14 protein-coding genes are annotated in these 15500 nt (G+C 57.4%); 11 read left to right on the top strand and 3 right to left on the bottom strand.

Features of this window, described 5'->3' with window-relative positions:
• Positions 1-33 precede the first annotated feature (33 nt).
• Genes V7660_RS06260 through V7660_RS06250 form a run of 3 tightly spaced genes read left to right on the top strand, consistent with a single transcriptional unit; the run spans position 34 to position 2733 of the window.
• Positions 34-747 carry a TetR/AcrR family transcriptional regulator gene (locus V7660_RS06260; protein WP_335602267.1) on the top strand — a complete coding sequence of 238 codons (714 nt, stop codon included), beginning with the start codon at positions 34-36 and terminating at the stop codon, positions 745-747.
• Positions 737-1918 (top strand): thiolase family protein, encoded by a 1182-nt coding sequence (locus tag V7660_RS06255; RefSeq protein WP_335602266.1) that lies wholly within the window; start codon positions 737-739, stop codon positions 1916-1918. The genes V7660_RS06260 and V7660_RS06255 overlap by 11 nt, the downstream gene beginning before the upstream one ends.
• Before the next feature lie 8 nt (positions 1919-1926).
• A complete protein-coding gene (locus V7660_RS06250) occupies positions 1927-2733 on the top strand; it encodes an enoyl-CoA hydratase/isomerase family protein (RefSeq protein WP_335602265.1) in 807 nt (268 codons plus the stop codon).
• 88 nt (positions 2734-2821) lie between these two features.
• Here V7660_RS06250 and V7660_RS06245 read toward each other — a convergent pair whose 3' ends face one another.
• The 3 genes from V7660_RS06245 to V7660_RS06235 form a co-directional block, all read right to left on the bottom strand.
• The gene (locus V7660_RS06245) at positions 2822-3955 is read right to left on the bottom strand and encodes a thiolase family protein (protein ID WP_335602264.1); all 1134 of its coding nucleotides are present in this window, start codon (positions 3953-3955) and stop codon (positions 2822-2824) included.
• Positions 3952-4407 carry a Zn-ribbon domain-containing OB-fold protein gene (locus tag V7660_RS06240; protein WP_335602263.1) on the bottom strand — a complete coding sequence of 152 codons (456 nt, stop codon included), beginning with the start codon at positions 4405-4407 and terminating at the stop codon, positions 3952-3954. The genes V7660_RS06245 and V7660_RS06240 overlap by 4 nt, the downstream gene beginning before the upstream one ends.
• A 121-nt stretch (positions 4408-4528) precedes the next feature.
• Positions 4529-6802, bottom strand: a complete 2274-nt coding sequence (locus V7660_RS06235) for an acyl-CoA dehydrogenase family protein (RefSeq protein ID WP_335602262.1) — start codon at positions 6800-6802, stop codon at positions 4529-4531.
• Between the two features lie 250 nt (positions 6803-7052).
• Here V7660_RS06235 and V7660_RS06230 point away from each other — a divergent pair, with 250 nt between their 5' ends.
• The 8 genes from V7660_RS06230 (at position 7053) to V7660_RS06195 (ending at position 15463) form a co-directional block, all read left to right on the top strand.
• Complete coding sequence (locus tag V7660_RS06230; protein ID WP_335602261.1) at positions 7053-8231, top strand: acyl-CoA dehydrogenase family protein; 1179 nt, start codon at positions 7053-7055, stop codon at positions 8229-8231.
• Positions 8228-9259 carry an acyl-CoA dehydrogenase family protein gene (locus V7660_RS06225; RefSeq protein WP_335602260.1) on the top strand — a complete coding sequence of 344 codons (1032 nt, stop codon included), beginning with the start codon at positions 8228-8230 and terminating at the stop codon, positions 9257-9259. Before V7660_RS06230 ends, V7660_RS06225 begins: the two co-directional genes overlap by 4 nt.
• 98 nt (positions 9260-9357) lie before the next feature.
• A complete protein-coding gene (locus tag V7660_RS06220; protein WP_335602259.1) occupies positions 9358-10884 on the top strand; it encodes a class I adenylate-forming enzyme family protein in 1527 nt (508 codons plus the stop codon).
• A 21-nt stretch (positions 10885-10905) separates the two neighbouring features.
• Positions 10906-12186, top strand: coding sequence for a hypothetical protein (locus tag V7660_RS06215; RefSeq protein ID WP_335602258.1), 1281 nt, complete (start codon positions 10906-10908; stop codon positions 12184-12186).
• Positions 12183-13088: an SDR family NAD(P)-dependent oxidoreductase gene (locus tag V7660_RS06210; protein WP_335602257.1), complete on the top strand. Its 906-nt coding sequence runs from the start codon at positions 12183-12185 to the stop codon at positions 13086-13088. Before V7660_RS06215 ends, V7660_RS06210 begins: the two co-directional genes overlap by 4 nt.
• A gap of 32 nt (positions 13089-13120) precedes the next feature.
• Positions 13121-13897, top strand: coding sequence for an enoyl-CoA hydratase/isomerase family protein (locus tag V7660_RS06205; RefSeq protein WP_335602256.1), 777 nt, complete (start codon positions 13121-13123; stop codon positions 13895-13897).
• Position 13898: 1 nt separating this feature from the next.
• A complete protein-coding gene (locus V7660_RS06200) occupies positions 13899-14762 on the top strand; it encodes an SDR family oxidoreductase (protein WP_335602255.1) in 864 nt (287 codons plus the stop codon).
• 14 nt (positions 14763-14776) lie between these two features.
• Entirely contained in the window at positions 14777-15463 is a 687-nt protein-coding gene (locus V7660_RS06195; protein WP_335602254.1) for an SDR family NAD(P)-dependent oxidoreductase, read from the top strand.
• Positions 15464-15500 lie beyond the last annotated feature (37 nt).

The raw sequence follows: 15500 nt of genomic DNA, 5'->3' as shown, positions 1-15500 counted from the left end.
AGATTCACCTAAATACGCCAAATGAGGCCCATCATGACTGATTCAGAAAGGCCTGCACCGGCTAAGAAGCAAGGCGTCGAGCGCAAACCGAAGAGCGTGCCTGTTCGCGGCCGTGAAAACCGGCCGAGATCAAGAAGGGAGAAGTCGATTCTTACGCGTCAGCGCCTCTGCGACGCGACGAGTCGATTGCTTGAAAGCCGCTCCCTACGCTCGGTGACCGTTTCGGATATTACCAATATGGCATCTGTTTCCCCGGCGACTTTCTACATCTACTTTGCGGATGTCGAAGAGGCGGTTCTGGCCGTTCTCGAAGATCTGAAGGGAGAGCTTCCGGACTTTCCCAGTCTCGTAAATGCCATCGATACCGCCGCGCCGGAAGCCGGCGTCCGTGCCATGGTGAAGGCATATCTGTCATTCTGGGACAAGCATTATGCGGTGTTGAGAATCCGCAACCTGGCAGCAGATGAAGGTGAGCCACGCTTCCGGGAAGCACGGGCAACTATGCTTCGTCCGATGATGGCTGCGCTCGAGGATAAATTCAAATCGGGGCATGGCCCGGTGCTTGGCTCTCCTGAGGCGCCCGTCCTTGCTGTCGTCACTGTGTTAATGGGAATGCTTGAGAGACTTGCCGCTGTGATCCGGCTGCGCCCTGCAGGACGCGACATTACGAGGGGACGACTAATAGACGGAACAGTCATGGTGATTTCCACGATTATGACAAAAAAGGCAGACCGGAATGGCAAATAATTTCAGAGGGGCGGCGATCACAGGTGTGGGGCTGGCTGCACCCGGCCGCAAGGCGACGCGCCCCATCATGGATCTCATGCTGGATGCGTCTTTTCAGGCACTGGATGATGCGGGTCTAACTCCGAAAGATATCGACGGCATAGCAACATGGCCCAGCAAGTCGCCATCACCTGGCATGTCGCCGATAGGCGTGATTGACCTCAAAGAGGCGCTGGGATGTGATTTGAGCTGGTATAGTGGCCTGATAGAAGGTCCGGGACAGCTCAGCTCGGTGATTAATGCTGTAGGGGCAATCGCGACCGGGCAAGCGCGGCATGTCCTCTGCTATCGCACGCTCAATGAATACTCCGTCCGAAAATCGAAATCGCCAGAACCTCAACCGGATGCGGTCGCGAACCGGATTGTCGGTCCTTATGCCTGGCAGCGGCCATTCAACGCGCTCTCACCGGTCAATTCGCAAGCGATGCTGGCCCGTCGGCACATGCATGATTTCGGTACGACGAAGGAACAGCTTGGGTGGGTCGCAGTCAATGCGCGGCGCAATGCCATGCTTAACCCGCATGCAGCCTATCGTGATCCGATGAGCCATGAGGATTACATGAATGCCCGCATGATCTCTGATCCGCTCGGACTTTATGATTGCGACGCCCCGACAGATGCCGCGACGGTTGTAATCGTATCATCATTGGACGCCGCCAAGGATATGAAAAAACCGCCGCTTAGGATCGAGTCGATGGGGGCAGCCGCGTTTGGTCGCAATAGCTGGGACCAGTATGAGCCACTATCCGGCATGCCTGCCCTTGATGCCGGGCGGCTGCTCTGGTCGCACACTGATCTGAAACCGACCGATGTCGATGTGGCGAATATCTATGATGGTTTCAGCATTCACACGCTGGTGTGGCTGGAGGCGCTTGGTTTCTGCAAACGCGGCGAGAGCGGACCCTTCGTCGAAGGCGGTGCGCGGATCGCGCGGGATGGTGAGCTACCCATTAATACAGGGGGCGGACAATTATCGGGGGGGCGGCTGCACGGTTTCGGCCTGTTATGGGAAACCTGTATTCAGCTTTGGGGGGAAGGGGCAGACCGGCAGGTTCCCGGCAATCCTGAGGTCGGTGTTGCAGCAGCAGGCGGGGGCCCTCTGGCTGGATGTCTTCTGCTTACCCGCCAGTGAGAAGCGACATGACATCTGACACCTCACCCCAGAGCGTCCTCATCACCGAACGCATCGGTGGCATCTCCCTACTCAAACTCAATCGGCCTGACCGATTGAACGCATTGTCTCCACAATTGCATGAAGCGCTTCAGCAGGCAGTCCGCGTAGCGGCGGAGGATACTGACGTTCGCGTTGTCGTGATCACGGGCGAGGGCAGGGCGTTTTGCTCCGGCGGGGATACGGGCGGGGCACCGGGTCAAGCCGGTCCAATGTCTCAGGAGCGACGTATTGACGAGATGGTCGCTCGCTCGGCGACCAACCAGATTCTGCACGAGATGCCCAAACCCTCCCTCGCCCTGATCAATGGCGTGGCGGCCGGCTCGGGGCTCGCCCTGGCGCTAGCCTGCGATATCCGGATTGGTTCCGTCGAGGCATGCATGGTACCAGCCTATGCCAAGCTCGCTTTGTCGGGCGACTATGGCGTGACCTATTTCCTGACCCAACTGGCCGGACCGGCAAAAGCGTGTGAGCTGATGTTTCTGAACCAGAAGATCGATGCCACCGAAGCCAGGGCGTGCGGATTGCTGAACCAAATAGTGAGCGCCGATTGCCTCCTGGCCCGGGGATTGCAAATTGCTGAGCAGCTTAGTGCCGCGCCGCCTGTCGCGCTTCGCCATATGAAGCGCAACATTCGCGCGTCCGTCCGGCAGGATCTCGGGGAAATTGTGGCGCTTGAAGCATCCGCGATGATCCGTTGTTCCAAAACGCAAGATGCAAAGGAAGCGATGCTTGCACTGAAGGAAAAACGCATGCCTGTCTTCAAGGGCTACTGATTTTAGCCATCCGCAAATCTGCTGGGCAGGCATAGGTCAGGGCCGGTCAACCTAGTTTAGGACTGGCCGGCCCTGACGGTCCGTACTCCTAGGCTTTTTCCAGAATGTGCACGGCGCTGCACGTGCCGAGGCCGACAACGTGCGCAAGGCCGATTTTGGCCCCGGGCTGCTGGCGCTGGCCAGCTTCGCCCCGAAGGTGGGTGCAAATCTCATAGAGATTGGCGACGCCTGTCGCAGCGATCGGATGCCCTTTTGACAATAGTCCGCCCGAGAGGTTGACCGGGATGCGGCCTCCCATCGTTGTCTCTCCATCTTCCAGCATGCGAACTGCTTCGCCCTCGCTGCACAGTTGCAGATTTTCATAGTGGAGCAGTTCGGCCGTGGCAAAGCAGTCATGGAGTTCAACAAGATCGAGATCTGCGGGATCGATACCTGACATTTCGTAGGCCTTCTGGGCAGATAACCGCGTTGCCGAATTAATGTCCGGCATTTGCGGATTTCTGTCCTGCCAAGGGTCGGAGGCAAGTGCGGATGCCCGAATGCGGACAGCCCGTCCGAGTCCGAGTTCACGTGCCTTGCGTTCGGAAACAAGGATAGCGGCTGCCGCCCCATCAACATTGATCGAGCACATGAATTTGGTGTTCGGGTAGGCAATCATTTCGGCGCCCATAACCATTTCCAACGGTGTTTCCTTCTGAAGCATAGCCTTCGGGTTCAAAGTGGAATGGTGGTGGTTCTTGACCGCGACGTTGGCAAAATTCTCGAAAGTGGCGCCATGTTTTGCAGCATATTCCATCCCGGCTTCTGCAAAGGTCGCGGGCATCGAAGCTGATCCCATGAGGCCTTCAGTGGGGATCGGACTTGCGCGCGATCCCCCCAGCATGCCCATTCCTGTCATCTGCTCGACGCCGACAGCCAGGACGACATCATAGTCGCCCGTGCGAATTGCCATCCAGGCATCGCGGACCGCTGTGGCGCCTGTTGCACAAGCATTGCTGAGATTGGTCACAGGGATACCGAATGCACCCACTTGCTGCAGGATCTTTTGCCCGTTCATCGTGTTGAAGACGCAGCCTGAATAGACAGACTGGACATCCTTGATTGTCAGGCCGGCATCGTCCAGCGCGCCAAGCACGGCCTCGGCTCCCAGGAGGGCGGGGGTCTTGTCGGGGTACCGGCCGAATTTGATCATGTCGATCCCGGCGATGTATACGTCGCTCATGTTTCTAGCTCCTGGGTCGCCGTCACCGGCTCAAAAAAGTGGCTCACATAGTGATTGCCCTGATCGTCCTTGCGGTTCAGGGCGTCATCCAGGACCACGTTAACGGCCATGCCGAGTGAAATGCTTCCGGGATCTGGTGCAATACCTCGCAGATTCCCTTTGAGGCTGGGTCCATCATCCATGTCGACTATCGCGGATATGAAAGGTACTGCCACATCTGGAAAGCTGCGGTGCACGATCGAGTATGAGTGCAATATGCCTCTCATTGTTGCAGGGTGATGGAGGGAAAAACTGTCCCTTGCACCGCACTTTCCGCAGGCAATACGGTTTGTTTCCAGTGAAAATGCACCGCACACGGTGCAGCGCGGAAATTCAAGATGAGCCGCACCGGTCTGCTCCACCTTGATAAAGGGTGTGGCTGGCAGAGGGTGTGCTGGTTCAGTTTCAGTCATGGTGTACTCCGAATGTCTGGTATTGAATGGGTTGCGCGAGAGTGCAATTGAGTAGGCAGGCAGCGTCCACAACACGGAACAGATTGGCTTGGATGGTGACTGAACAGACCAACAGCATGCGCTATTCCGCCGCTTCTTCTACGCTGCTGGCTTCTTCATCCGCCCAGAGGTCGCGTGGCATACCTAGCACGCGTTCGGCGAGCTTATTGCGGTGAATTTCGCTGGTTCCGCCACCGATGGTGGAGGCACGGGTCGAGAGATATGCAGAGGTCCAGATGCTTTCCTCAAGTCCCGAGCTCCCCATTACGTCGATCAAGAATTCGAACATCGCCTTCTCGTTTTCCTGGCCGACAATTTTGGTGATGGAGCTCTCGCTGCCTACGTCGGAACCGCTGGTGAAGCGGGCGACGTTGCGCAAGCCGTGCAGATGTACGATCTGGGTTGTCGCCCACAGCGTGTTGAAACGCTGACGGAGGCCTACCTCAAGGCCGCGTTCGGCTTCACGCTGTTTGAGCAGGCTGGCGATACGCCGGATGGTCCGCGCCTGACTGGCATGTGCGCCGAGAAAATTGGTGAGGTGCTCGCCCTGCATAGTCGTCCGATTGACTGACCAGCCAGCATTCCTGGGCCCGATCAGGTTACTCTGCGGGATGGTCACATCGTTGAAGAAGACTTCGTTGAAATGATAGTCGCCATTGTTCCGGCGAATTGGCCTGACTTCTACACCCGGGCTATTCATCGGAAAAATGACGACACTGATGCCGTCACGCTTGGGGTGCTGCGGTCCGGTCCTTACCAGAGCGTACATCCAGTCGGCATGCTGGGCCTGGGAGGTCCAGATCTTGTGACCGTTAATGACCAGATTTTCGCCATCCCTGACAGCTCTGGTACGTAGTGATGCGAGGTCAGAACCTGCGCCACGTTCGGAAAATCCGCCTGCCCAAAGGATATCGGCGCGTCGCGTTGGTGCGAGGAGTTTTTTCTGTTCATCGGTACCGTGCGTGATAAGCGTGGGGCCGACCAGCATCAGTCCTCGATTGCCAGGTAGCGGGGGCAACCCCCGCTTTGTCATTTCAGCATAGTACAGGACCTGTTGGGTAAAGCTCGCAGCGCGTCCGCCATATTCTACAGGCCAGTGAATGCCGGCCCAATTGCCCTCAGCCATCTCAGCCTGCCAAGAGCGGCGAGCGGCAAGATCCGAACGGCGCAGCTCCGAGATTTTTTCGGGAGGGGCATGGTCGTCGAGCCAGGTCTGGAATTCAACCAGGAATTCGGCGTCAGCCTGACTTGGAACAAATCCGATATCCTGCTCAGTATTCTTGCTTGATCCGGGCTTGTTTCGCTGCGCGCCATAGCGGTCGAGCGCATCTTCGCCCAAGACTTGCAAATGGGAGGAGGGGGGACCAAAACTGATTTCACAATGCTTGCTGCGTCGCATCAGGAGATGCAGGTCATGTTCCCACGTGCAGCCGATTGCACCATGCATCTGCACCGATTCACCAGCAATATATGTCGCAGCTTCACTCGCTGCAGCCTTGGCAAGGCGGGCGGCAGCCCCCTCTGGAATACCCTCATGAGCGGATCGTAGCGCACCCCAAAGGCTTGAGCGCCCGGCTTCCAGTTTTAGCAGGCAGTTTGCGAGGTTCTGCTTGATCGCCTGAAACCGTCCAATCGGCTGGCCGAACTGTTCTCGCTGCAACGCATACTCATTGATCAGGTTAAGCGCACCTTGGGCTACGCCCACCGCTTCGGCGGCAACAAGACATTGAGCAATTTTCAGGAGATCGTCGACCGGAAAATTTCCTATCGGAGCTGCCGGCGCATCGACAAGTTTAATTCTCGCCATGGGGCGTGTCCTGTCGAGACTTTTCAGGGCAGTTCGTTCCACGCCCGGCGCGTTTGCGTCCACGATCCACCAAATGCCGTCGGCGTGTACCAGGAGACTCCCGAGATTCATGCCCTCAAACGCAAATGGAATGTCAGCAGACAGATGCCCGGCTTCTTTGTTTCCCGGTTTCATCGAGACGTCGGGAAGGCGTCCATCGGCGTGGAGGAGAGGGCCTATGATCGTCTTGCCACATGCCAGGTCCGCTGCAAGGCTAGCAGCGTTAGGGCAGGCAGAAAGTATATGGCACGCCAGATAGATCGATACGACCGGAACGGGGGCAACCTGCTCGCCAAGCGCCTCTACCACCAGGCATTCTTCCGCCAGGCCGAGTTCAGATCCCTCCATATCCACTGGTAGGACAATGCCGAGCAGGCCGAGTTCACCCAGCCGCTCCAACAAGTCCGGATCCACACCGGATCCATTCTCCACCGCGGCGCGCGCCGCGCTCCGATCGGCGGCCAGACGGCGGACAGTGCGGTCGATCTGTTCTTGTTCGACGGAGCGCATAATCAATAAACTCGGCTTGTTGAATGACGACCCGCATGGTCCTCGTCTGCCCGTCATTCGTCTATGTAGAATTTTTTTCGGATCGTCCTTGGAAACGCATAAGACGCCCTGTTCGTGAGCTGTTGTACTGATGAGGAGCGGGAGCGTGCGTCACGCTGATCAGGCGTGGCGGCACCGGCGCAACCGAAGTATCGCTGCGCGGCTGTCTGCAGCAATTCTAGCGTGCCAAGAGTGTTAAGTGGAGTGATCGTTGAAGATCGAAGTGACATCAGAGGAAACTGCATTTCGGGCCAAAGTCCGGGACTGGCTGACTAACAATGTTCCAAAGACAGTCCGCCCTTTTGCCGGGGATGAAGTTCGGGACTTCGACCTCGCCTGGCAAAGGCGTCAGTATGAAGCGGGCTGGGCGGGAATAGCCTGGCCGAAAGAGTTCGGCGGACGCGGTGCCAGCCTCATGGAGCAGCTAATCTGGCATGAGGAATATGCGCTCGCTGGCGCGCCGAGATCGGGTTGCTGCTTCGTTGGCCTCAGTCATGCCGGTCCGACCTTGATTGCCTGTGGGACTCAAAGCCAGAGGCGGGACCATCTCCCCAAAATCCTGAAAGGGGAAGCGGTCTGGTGTCAGGGGTTTTCTGAGCCGAATTCCGGGTCCGATCTTTCCAGCCTGTCGACCAAAGCTGTCCTCGATGGTGACGAACTTATCGTGAATGGATCGAAAATCTGGACGAGTTATGCGCAGCATGCGGACTATCAGGAGTTGCTGCTGAGGACGCAGCCGGGATCAGAACGCCATCACGGGCTCAGCTGGGTCATCTGCGACATGAGTGCGCCTGGAATAGAGTTGCGGCCAATCCGGACGATGACCGCCGCCGAGGATTATCATTTTTGCCAGGTTTTCTACAATAATGTGCGCATACCGCTGTCAAATGTGGTCGGTGAGCTGGGCAAGGGATGGGCAACAGCGAACGCAACACTGGGCTTTGAGCGAGGCACAGGTTTCATTGCCGACCAGATTCAGAATAGTGAGTTGATCGAGGCGTTGATCGATATGGCCCGAGACCGTCCCGGAGTCGACGGAACCGGTTCCATGCTAGATAATCCGGACATCGCCGCGAGCCTGGCGGCGCTGAGGGCTGACGCAGCGGCGATACGCTCAATGACATATGCGACGATCTCGCGCGCTGGTCATGACAATCCCGGACCGGAAGGCTCTATTGTCAAACTCATCTATTCCGAGGTCGCCCAGCGCGCGCGGAAGCTGAGTATGGACATACTGGGGGGCGACAGTCTGGAGACCACGCTCGCGGAGGGCCTCGTCTTTTTCTACTTGCGCTCTTATGCAAGTACAATTGGTGGCGGAACATCCGACATCCAGCGCAATCTGATCGGCGAGCGTGTTCTTGGCCTGCCAAGGGGACCGAGACAATGATTGACCTTCAGCCATCTGACGAACAGCAGCAAATTATCGACAGCATCTCGTCGTTCCTCGCAGATACTGCGGCGATCGATCGGTTGATCTCGTCGGGTGCCGCTGTGGCGAACGAAGATCAGGTTTTGCGCCATGCGCTCGCCGGGCTCGGTGTCTTCGGACTCGGTGTTGCTGAAGAGTTTGGCGGCGTCGGATATGGACTCGCGGAGGAAGCGCTGGTCGCCCGAGAATTCGGCCGTGTGCTTCTGTCGCCAGCGCTGTTGATGGGAATTGTCGCGCCACATGTTGCGCTGACATCCCAAAACGGTTCGCTGGCCAACAATATCATGAGCGGCGCAGTAGCCATTGGAGCCGGAGCGAGCATCACAGCGGCGGATGAAGACCTGCTGGGTGAGTGGCATTTTATTGATTCCCGGGATGTGGAGTTGATACTGGTGTGCCGGGACGATCGTATAGGATTTGTCGCAGCCAGCGATCTTGCTGGGCGGCGGGATGTCCTCAGTATGGATTGGACGCTGAGCCTGGAGCGAGGTGACGTGACCGGCGGAGTGGTCAGCATGGTTTCGCCGACCTTATGCCGTCGCATGAATCTACTTGTCGCCGCATATATGGTCGGAGCGGCCGAAGCGGCGACGCAGATGTCGGTAGATTATGCGTGCGTGAGGCATCAGTTCAACCAACCGATCGGGGCATTTCAGGCGGTGAAGCACAGGTGTGCTGACATGCTGGCGGCGTCGGTTTCGGCCTGGAGTCAGACGGCTTTTGCCATACTGGCGCATGCGGATGAGGCCAGTGACGCAGCCTATCAGGCGCATGCGGCCTGCATGATCAGCAAGAACGCATTGTTCAACAACGCGGCCAAGAATATTCAAAACCATGGTGGCATAGGGTTTACGGGAGAGCACACACCCCATATTTTTGTGAAGCGAAGTCACTTTATGGACCGAATAGGGGACACTGATCTTGCTCATCGCTCAGCATTATTGGGTCGCTTTCCATCTCGTTCACAGTCATTTGTGAATTTTTAGCTCGGCGATGCGGGATTCACAATAACGATGCTGGCTGTGTATCTATATATGGGGTGGCAGGTGAATTGTGAAAACATGTCAGAAATGGAATTGGGATTGTGACTGAAATCGAGCAAGCAGAACAGATTGCGGCACATTTCGCTTCTTTGCCGAAGCTGGAGCCGGAAAGTGAAGCCGTACGCTTCAAAGGCAGAGGCTATTCTTGGGGTGACCTGGGAGCGATTGCGGATGGACTGTCTGATAAGTTTGAGGCGTTGGATGTGCCGGAATTTGCCTGTGTCGGCTGGCTCGCGCGCAATGATCCGTCGCTCGTTGGGGCGTTGATAGGCCTTATCCAGACACGCCATTGCATCTCGCCGCTCAATCCTCATCAACCTGCCGAGAAAACCGCTGAGCAAGAGCGCCAGCTCAAGATGGGTGTTGTGGTAGGCGTGGCGCAGGATTTCACGCCCGAACTCATGTCAGCAATGAAAGATATCGGGGCGGCGGGTCTGGTCCTTGATATCGGTGCGATCGAGCCGGTTCAGTTCGCATCTGGCTTGGCGGAACTGGGTGAGGGACCCTTCCGCTCGTTGGGCGAGGACATAGTTGCCGAGCGGCTCACCAGTGGTACGACCGGCGAGCCGAAGCGCATTCCTGTGCCGTCAGCAACCTTTGCCAAAGCCATGCAGCTCGGTGCCCGGTCGGAAAAGAACAAGCAGGCAGAACCGCTCAAAGTGAAGCGGTCTCCCGCCATCTTGCAAACCACTTTCTCCCATTCCGGCGGGATGTGGGGGGCGCTCCTTTCGCTGAATCAGGCAAGACCAATCGATCTGCACGAGAAGTTTACGCCCGAAGGCTGGGCGGACGCTGTTGAGAGAACGAAGACGCGCGTTTGCAGTCTTGTGCCTTCGATGATCACCATGGTGCTTGAGGCCGATATTCCGCCCCAAAAGCTTAGCAGCCTGATGGCGATTCGGTGCGGGACGGCTGCGCTGGATCCCGAAACGCAAAAGCGTTTCGAAGAACATTACAAGGTGCCTGTTCTGGTGGAGTACGGCGCGTCCGAGTTCATGGGCGGCATCGCCGGCTGGTCGCTCGCGGATCACAAAGCTTATGGACAAAGCAAGCGCGGTTCGGTCGGTAGGCTGCGTCCAGACATGGAGGTCCGGATTACCGGGCAGGAGGCCAATGAGGCGCTGCCGGCTGGAGAAATCGGGACATTGAATCTCAAGACTCCACGTGCCGGTCCGGACTGGATTCGTACAACGGATCTCGCCTCGCTGGATGCAGATGGCTTTCTTTACCTGCACGGGCGCGCCGATGAGGCGATCAATCGGGGTGGGTTCAAGGTATTGCCGGACAAAGTCGCAGAGGTGCTGAGATTGCATCCGGGCGTTCGGGAAGTCGGCATACTGGCTGTGAAGCATGCTCGCCTGGGACAAGTACCGATAGCGGTCATTGAACCAGCATCTGATGTGCCGAGACCGACCAGCGAGGAGTTGAACGATTTCGGACGAGAGCAGATGGCCGCGTATATGGTACCGGTCGCGTTCGAGTTCCTGGACAGCCTTCCGCGTACCCTCTCCATGAAGGTGGACCGGCCTGCGCTTCGAAAACTATTCCAAGATAAATACGACCTCTGATTACGTCATAAAGGGTTCAATATGGCAGACATAGCAGCGCCTTCAGCGCGAGACATAGACGGCACGATCACTGACGAAGACATTGAGCGGGCCCGTAAGCAAATCGGCATCCCTCAGCGTCGGTTTGTGCCGACATTCAATGTGCGGGCATCACAGGATGCAATGCGCCATTTTGCATTTGGCCTTGTCGGGGATGATAACCCACTTTGGCATGACCCGGGATACGCGTCCAAATCGCGTTGGCGGGGACCGGTTGCTCATCCGCTCTTTATCCAGACGATGGGTGAAAACGAAACGCCGCCCTATTCTGATGATATAAAGCCGCTGTTCAAGGGCTTGTTTCGGGGGGTCGGAAAATATCTCGCTTCAACCACGTGGTCTTTCTACAAGCCGATTTTTGAGGGTGATATCGCCTACGAAGAATATACCACTTCGGACATCCAGGTGAAGGATTCCAGTTTCTCTGGCGGCCGGAGCGTGATTGATTCCTATCGTTCGCTCTATGTCGACCGGTCTGGAGCACCGATCGCCACACGCGAACATTCCTGTGTAAATGCGGAGCGCCGGGGATCGAAGGAAAAGGGCAAGTATGCTGACCGCGAGAAACACGTCTATTCGCCGGATGACATCGCCCGGATCGATGAAGTCTATGCGGCTGAGAAACGCCGGGGGGCTGAACGTCGGTATCATGAGGATGTGGACATTGGCGAGGAGCTAACACCTGTCGCCAAGGGACCGCTTTCAATGGTGGAGATTATCAGCCGCCATATCGCGACCGGCATGGCCGATGGATACAATATCGGTCCGCTGAGATATGGTTGGAAGGCGCGCCAGAAAATCTCCGCATTCTATACGCCGGACGATTGGGGCGTACCACAACCGCAGCAGCGCGTTCATTGGGACGATCGCCGGGCGCAGGATCTTGGCCTGCCAGGCGGCTATGATTATGCGATCATGCGATTTGCGTGGCTATCTCACATTGTGACCAATTGGATGGGGGATGATGGCTGGCTCGCAGAGTTGAAAGTTGATCTGCGGCAATTCAACTTCGTCGGCGACTTCCATATCATTTCCGGGGAAGTCACCGGGAAGCGTGTCGAGAACGGTCAGCCGGTTGTTGATATTGCCTTAAAAGGGGTCAATCAGCGCGGTGATGAGACAACCAGGGGGGTGGCCAAGGTGATGTTGCCTTCGCGCGCATATGGCCCGGTGACCATGCCGGTTCCACCTGCTGAACTCTCCAGACGTGGTGCCGAGATGATGCAGGCTGCTGCAGAATATTCCGGCAAGGGAAAATCATGACAGAGGTGAGGTTTGACGGCGACGTCATAATCGTGACGGGCGCGGGGGGCGGCCTCGGACGCTCATATGCATTGGACCTGGCCCGGCGAGGCGCCCGCGTGGTCGTTAACGATCTCGGGGGATCGGCCTCGGGCGACGGGGCCGATGCAAGTCCGGCGGCCGAGGTGGTGGATATGATCAAGGCTTGTGGCGGCGAGGCGGTCGCAAATTTCGACACGGTTGCAACCCAAGAGGGCGGTAAAGCCATTGTTCAGGCAGCCCTCGATGCATGGGGACGGGTCGACGGTGTTATCTGCAATGCCGGAATCCTGCGTGATCGGAGCTTTGCCAAGCTTGACTTTGACGACGCACAAGCCGTTGTGGATGTCCATCTCTGGGGTGGTATCAACGTTTCCCAACCAGCTTTTCTGGCGATGAAGGGAAACCCCAATGGCGGGCGCATTGTATTGACGACATCCGCTTCCGGCCTGCTCGGGAATTTCGGACAGACCGCTTATGGCGCGGCAAAGATGGGGCTGGTCGGATTGATGAGATCTCTCCGGATCGAGGGTGAGCGGTCAGGTATCACGGTCAATGCACTTGCACCGATCGCCGGGACCAGGCTGACCAATAATGTTTCCGACGACCCGAACGCTCCGAAAGCCCCCGACAGGGTCGCGCCCATCGCGACGCTGCTCGTTCACCGGGACTGCCCGGCCAATGGCGACATCTTCATGGCCGGAGCAGGCTGGTTCTCGAGGTGTTTCATTGGCCTGACAGAGGGGTGGTCGGTGCCGGGCAATGTGACGGCGGAGTCCTTGCTGGCGAATTGGGACAAGGTCACTGACGAGACAGGGTTCACGCAGCCTGCAAGCGTGCTTGAGGTGAGTGAAATTCTCAACCGGCTGCTCGTGGCCAACTGAGCCGGCACAATGTGAAAGGTATTTCAGAGAGTATGGACGCTATCCTGTATGAAGCGAGGGACCGGGTCGCCATTATCAGCCTGAACCGGCCCGAAAAGCATAATGCAATGAACTCAGCCATGAGTGAGGCATTTGCGCATGCGATTGCCAGAGCCCAGGCCGACTGTGATGTCCGGTCGATCCTTTTGCGAGGAGAAGGCAAGTCCTTTTGCAGTGGCCGGGATACGTCGGCGCTGGGCGTTCGTCCTGAGGGCGTCAGCGATTTCGCACATGTCAGCCAAAGTCAGAGCCGCAAATTCAATCTCATCGACAGTCAGAAGCCTGTGATCGCGGCCTTGCGCGGCCACGCAATTGGCGGCGGATTCGAGATCGCGCTGCATTGTGACATGCGCGTTGCCTCAGAAACGGCTCGGCTGTCCCTGCCTGAAATCGATCATGGAATAATAACTGATGGCGGCGGGTCCGTCATCACGGCGGCCCTCGCTGGCGCATCGCGCGCAAAATACATGCTGATGACCTGTGACGCCGTTGGGGCCCATCAGGCCCTGCAATGGGGTCTGGTTGATTTCGTTGTACCAGACAAGGACCTTGACGCTTTCGCGTTCGATCTTGCGGCTAAAGTTGCTGCACGCCCGCCCATCCATGTCGCGATGGCCAAAATTCTCATTGACGGCCTTCAGGGCGAGTCGATCCGGAGAGGTATCCGGGAAGAACTCATCGCCATAACGGCGCTATACAAGACGGAAGACCGTCAAGAGGCAAAGACCGCACACACTGAAAGCCGTAAACCAGAATTCAAAGGATGCTGAGATGTCACTCCCGGAACCGTTTCCTGAAAATCATGACTTCCTTCCGCCTGACACGTTCAGCGAAGATGTCATCATGGTTACCGGTGGCGGGACAGGGCTCGGCAAGGCAATGGCGAAAGGCTTTGCCCGTCTCGGCGGACGTATCGCGATTGCAAGCCGAAGTGCTGAACATCGTGATGCGGGTGTCGCGGCGATTGAGGCGCTGGGGGTCGAGGCGGTCGGCGTTGAACTCGACATCAGAGACCCGGAAAACGTTGCCGGAGCATTCGATGAAATCGAGAGAAAACTTGGCCCGGTTTCGGTTCTGGTGAACAATGCGGCTGGCCGGTTCATGGCGCCAGCCGAAGACATATCGCCGAATGGCTGGCGCGCGGTAACCCAGATTGTCATGGATGGCACCTTCTTCTGCGCGCAGGAGTTTCACAAACGTCGGCTCGCCGCCGAAGGCAAGGGGGCTATTCTCAATATCGGCGCCACCTTTGCCTGGACAGGGGGGCCTGGCTCAGCGCATTCTGCAGCCGCCAAGGCAGCGGTAAACAATTTGACGCAAACGCTCGCCGTTGAATGGGCTGTGGATCAAATCCGGATCAATACAATTGCACCGGGGGTATTTCCACACGAAGATACAGCAGAGCACATGAAGGGAAGCTGGTCGACTGATCGCGGCCGGCAAATCCCTGCGGGACGCGTTGGACAGCTTCAGGAGCTCGCTTGGGCCGCATGCTTCCTCTGCTCACCCTACGCTTCCTACATCACCGGCCATACACTTGTCGTGGATGGGGCCAACTGGTTGCGACACCGAGCCTCTTCGGCCCCTGACTTTGTTCCGGTGCGCGACTGGGCCCGGCAAAAAAAGAAGACGTGAGGAAGGGTGCGGCCATGGGTCAGACAAAACAGGGAGTGACCATTGTCACCGGCGCAGCAGGTGCACTTGGGTCCTGCGTTGCAAAGAAATTGTCAGACAAGGGATTGATTGTTTGTGCTATCGACGTGCAGCCCGTCCCAGAGCAAGACGGTATAAGGTCCTGTGGCAGAGAAGTGGACCTGACCGATTTTGAGGATGTCAGACGCTCCATTGCCGAGATTGTCGATCTGTGGGGTCCGATTGAAAACCTGGTGAACATAGCTGGCGGATTTGTCTGGGAGACCCTGGCAGAAGGATCAGTTGAGACATGGAACAGGATGTGGGCCATCAACCTCCAGACGGCGCTTCACATGAGCATGGCCAGCCTGGAACAGGTGAAGGCTTCGAAGGGTAGCATCATCAATATCGGCGCTGCGGGGGCTTCGCAGGCCGATGTCGGCATGGGCCCGTATGCGGCAAGCAAGGCCGCGGTGGAAAAACTCACGCAATCCCTGTCCAGGGAATTGAGACCCGTCGGGGCGCGAGCCAACGCGATCCTGCCGAGCATCCTCGATACGCCGGCCAATCGCCTCTCGATGCCCGAGGCGGATATGTCAGCCTGGATTCCTCCCGACGAAGTTGCGCACCTCATCGGCTTCTTGCTCTCAGACTCAGCACGCTGCATCAACGGAGCGCTTATTCCAATCACATGTGGTGCGTGAGCAGGCGGCCCTCTCAGAAAGAAACAAGGTCGATAAT

This window comes from Hyphomonas sp., assembly GCF_036964145.1.
Taxonomy (GTDB): domain Bacteria; phylum Pseudomonadota; class Alphaproteobacteria; order Caulobacterales; family Hyphomonadaceae; genus Hyphomonas.
The sequence above is the reverse complement of the archived record's forward strand: the minus strand, read 5'-3'. Positions and strand labels throughout refer to the sequence as shown.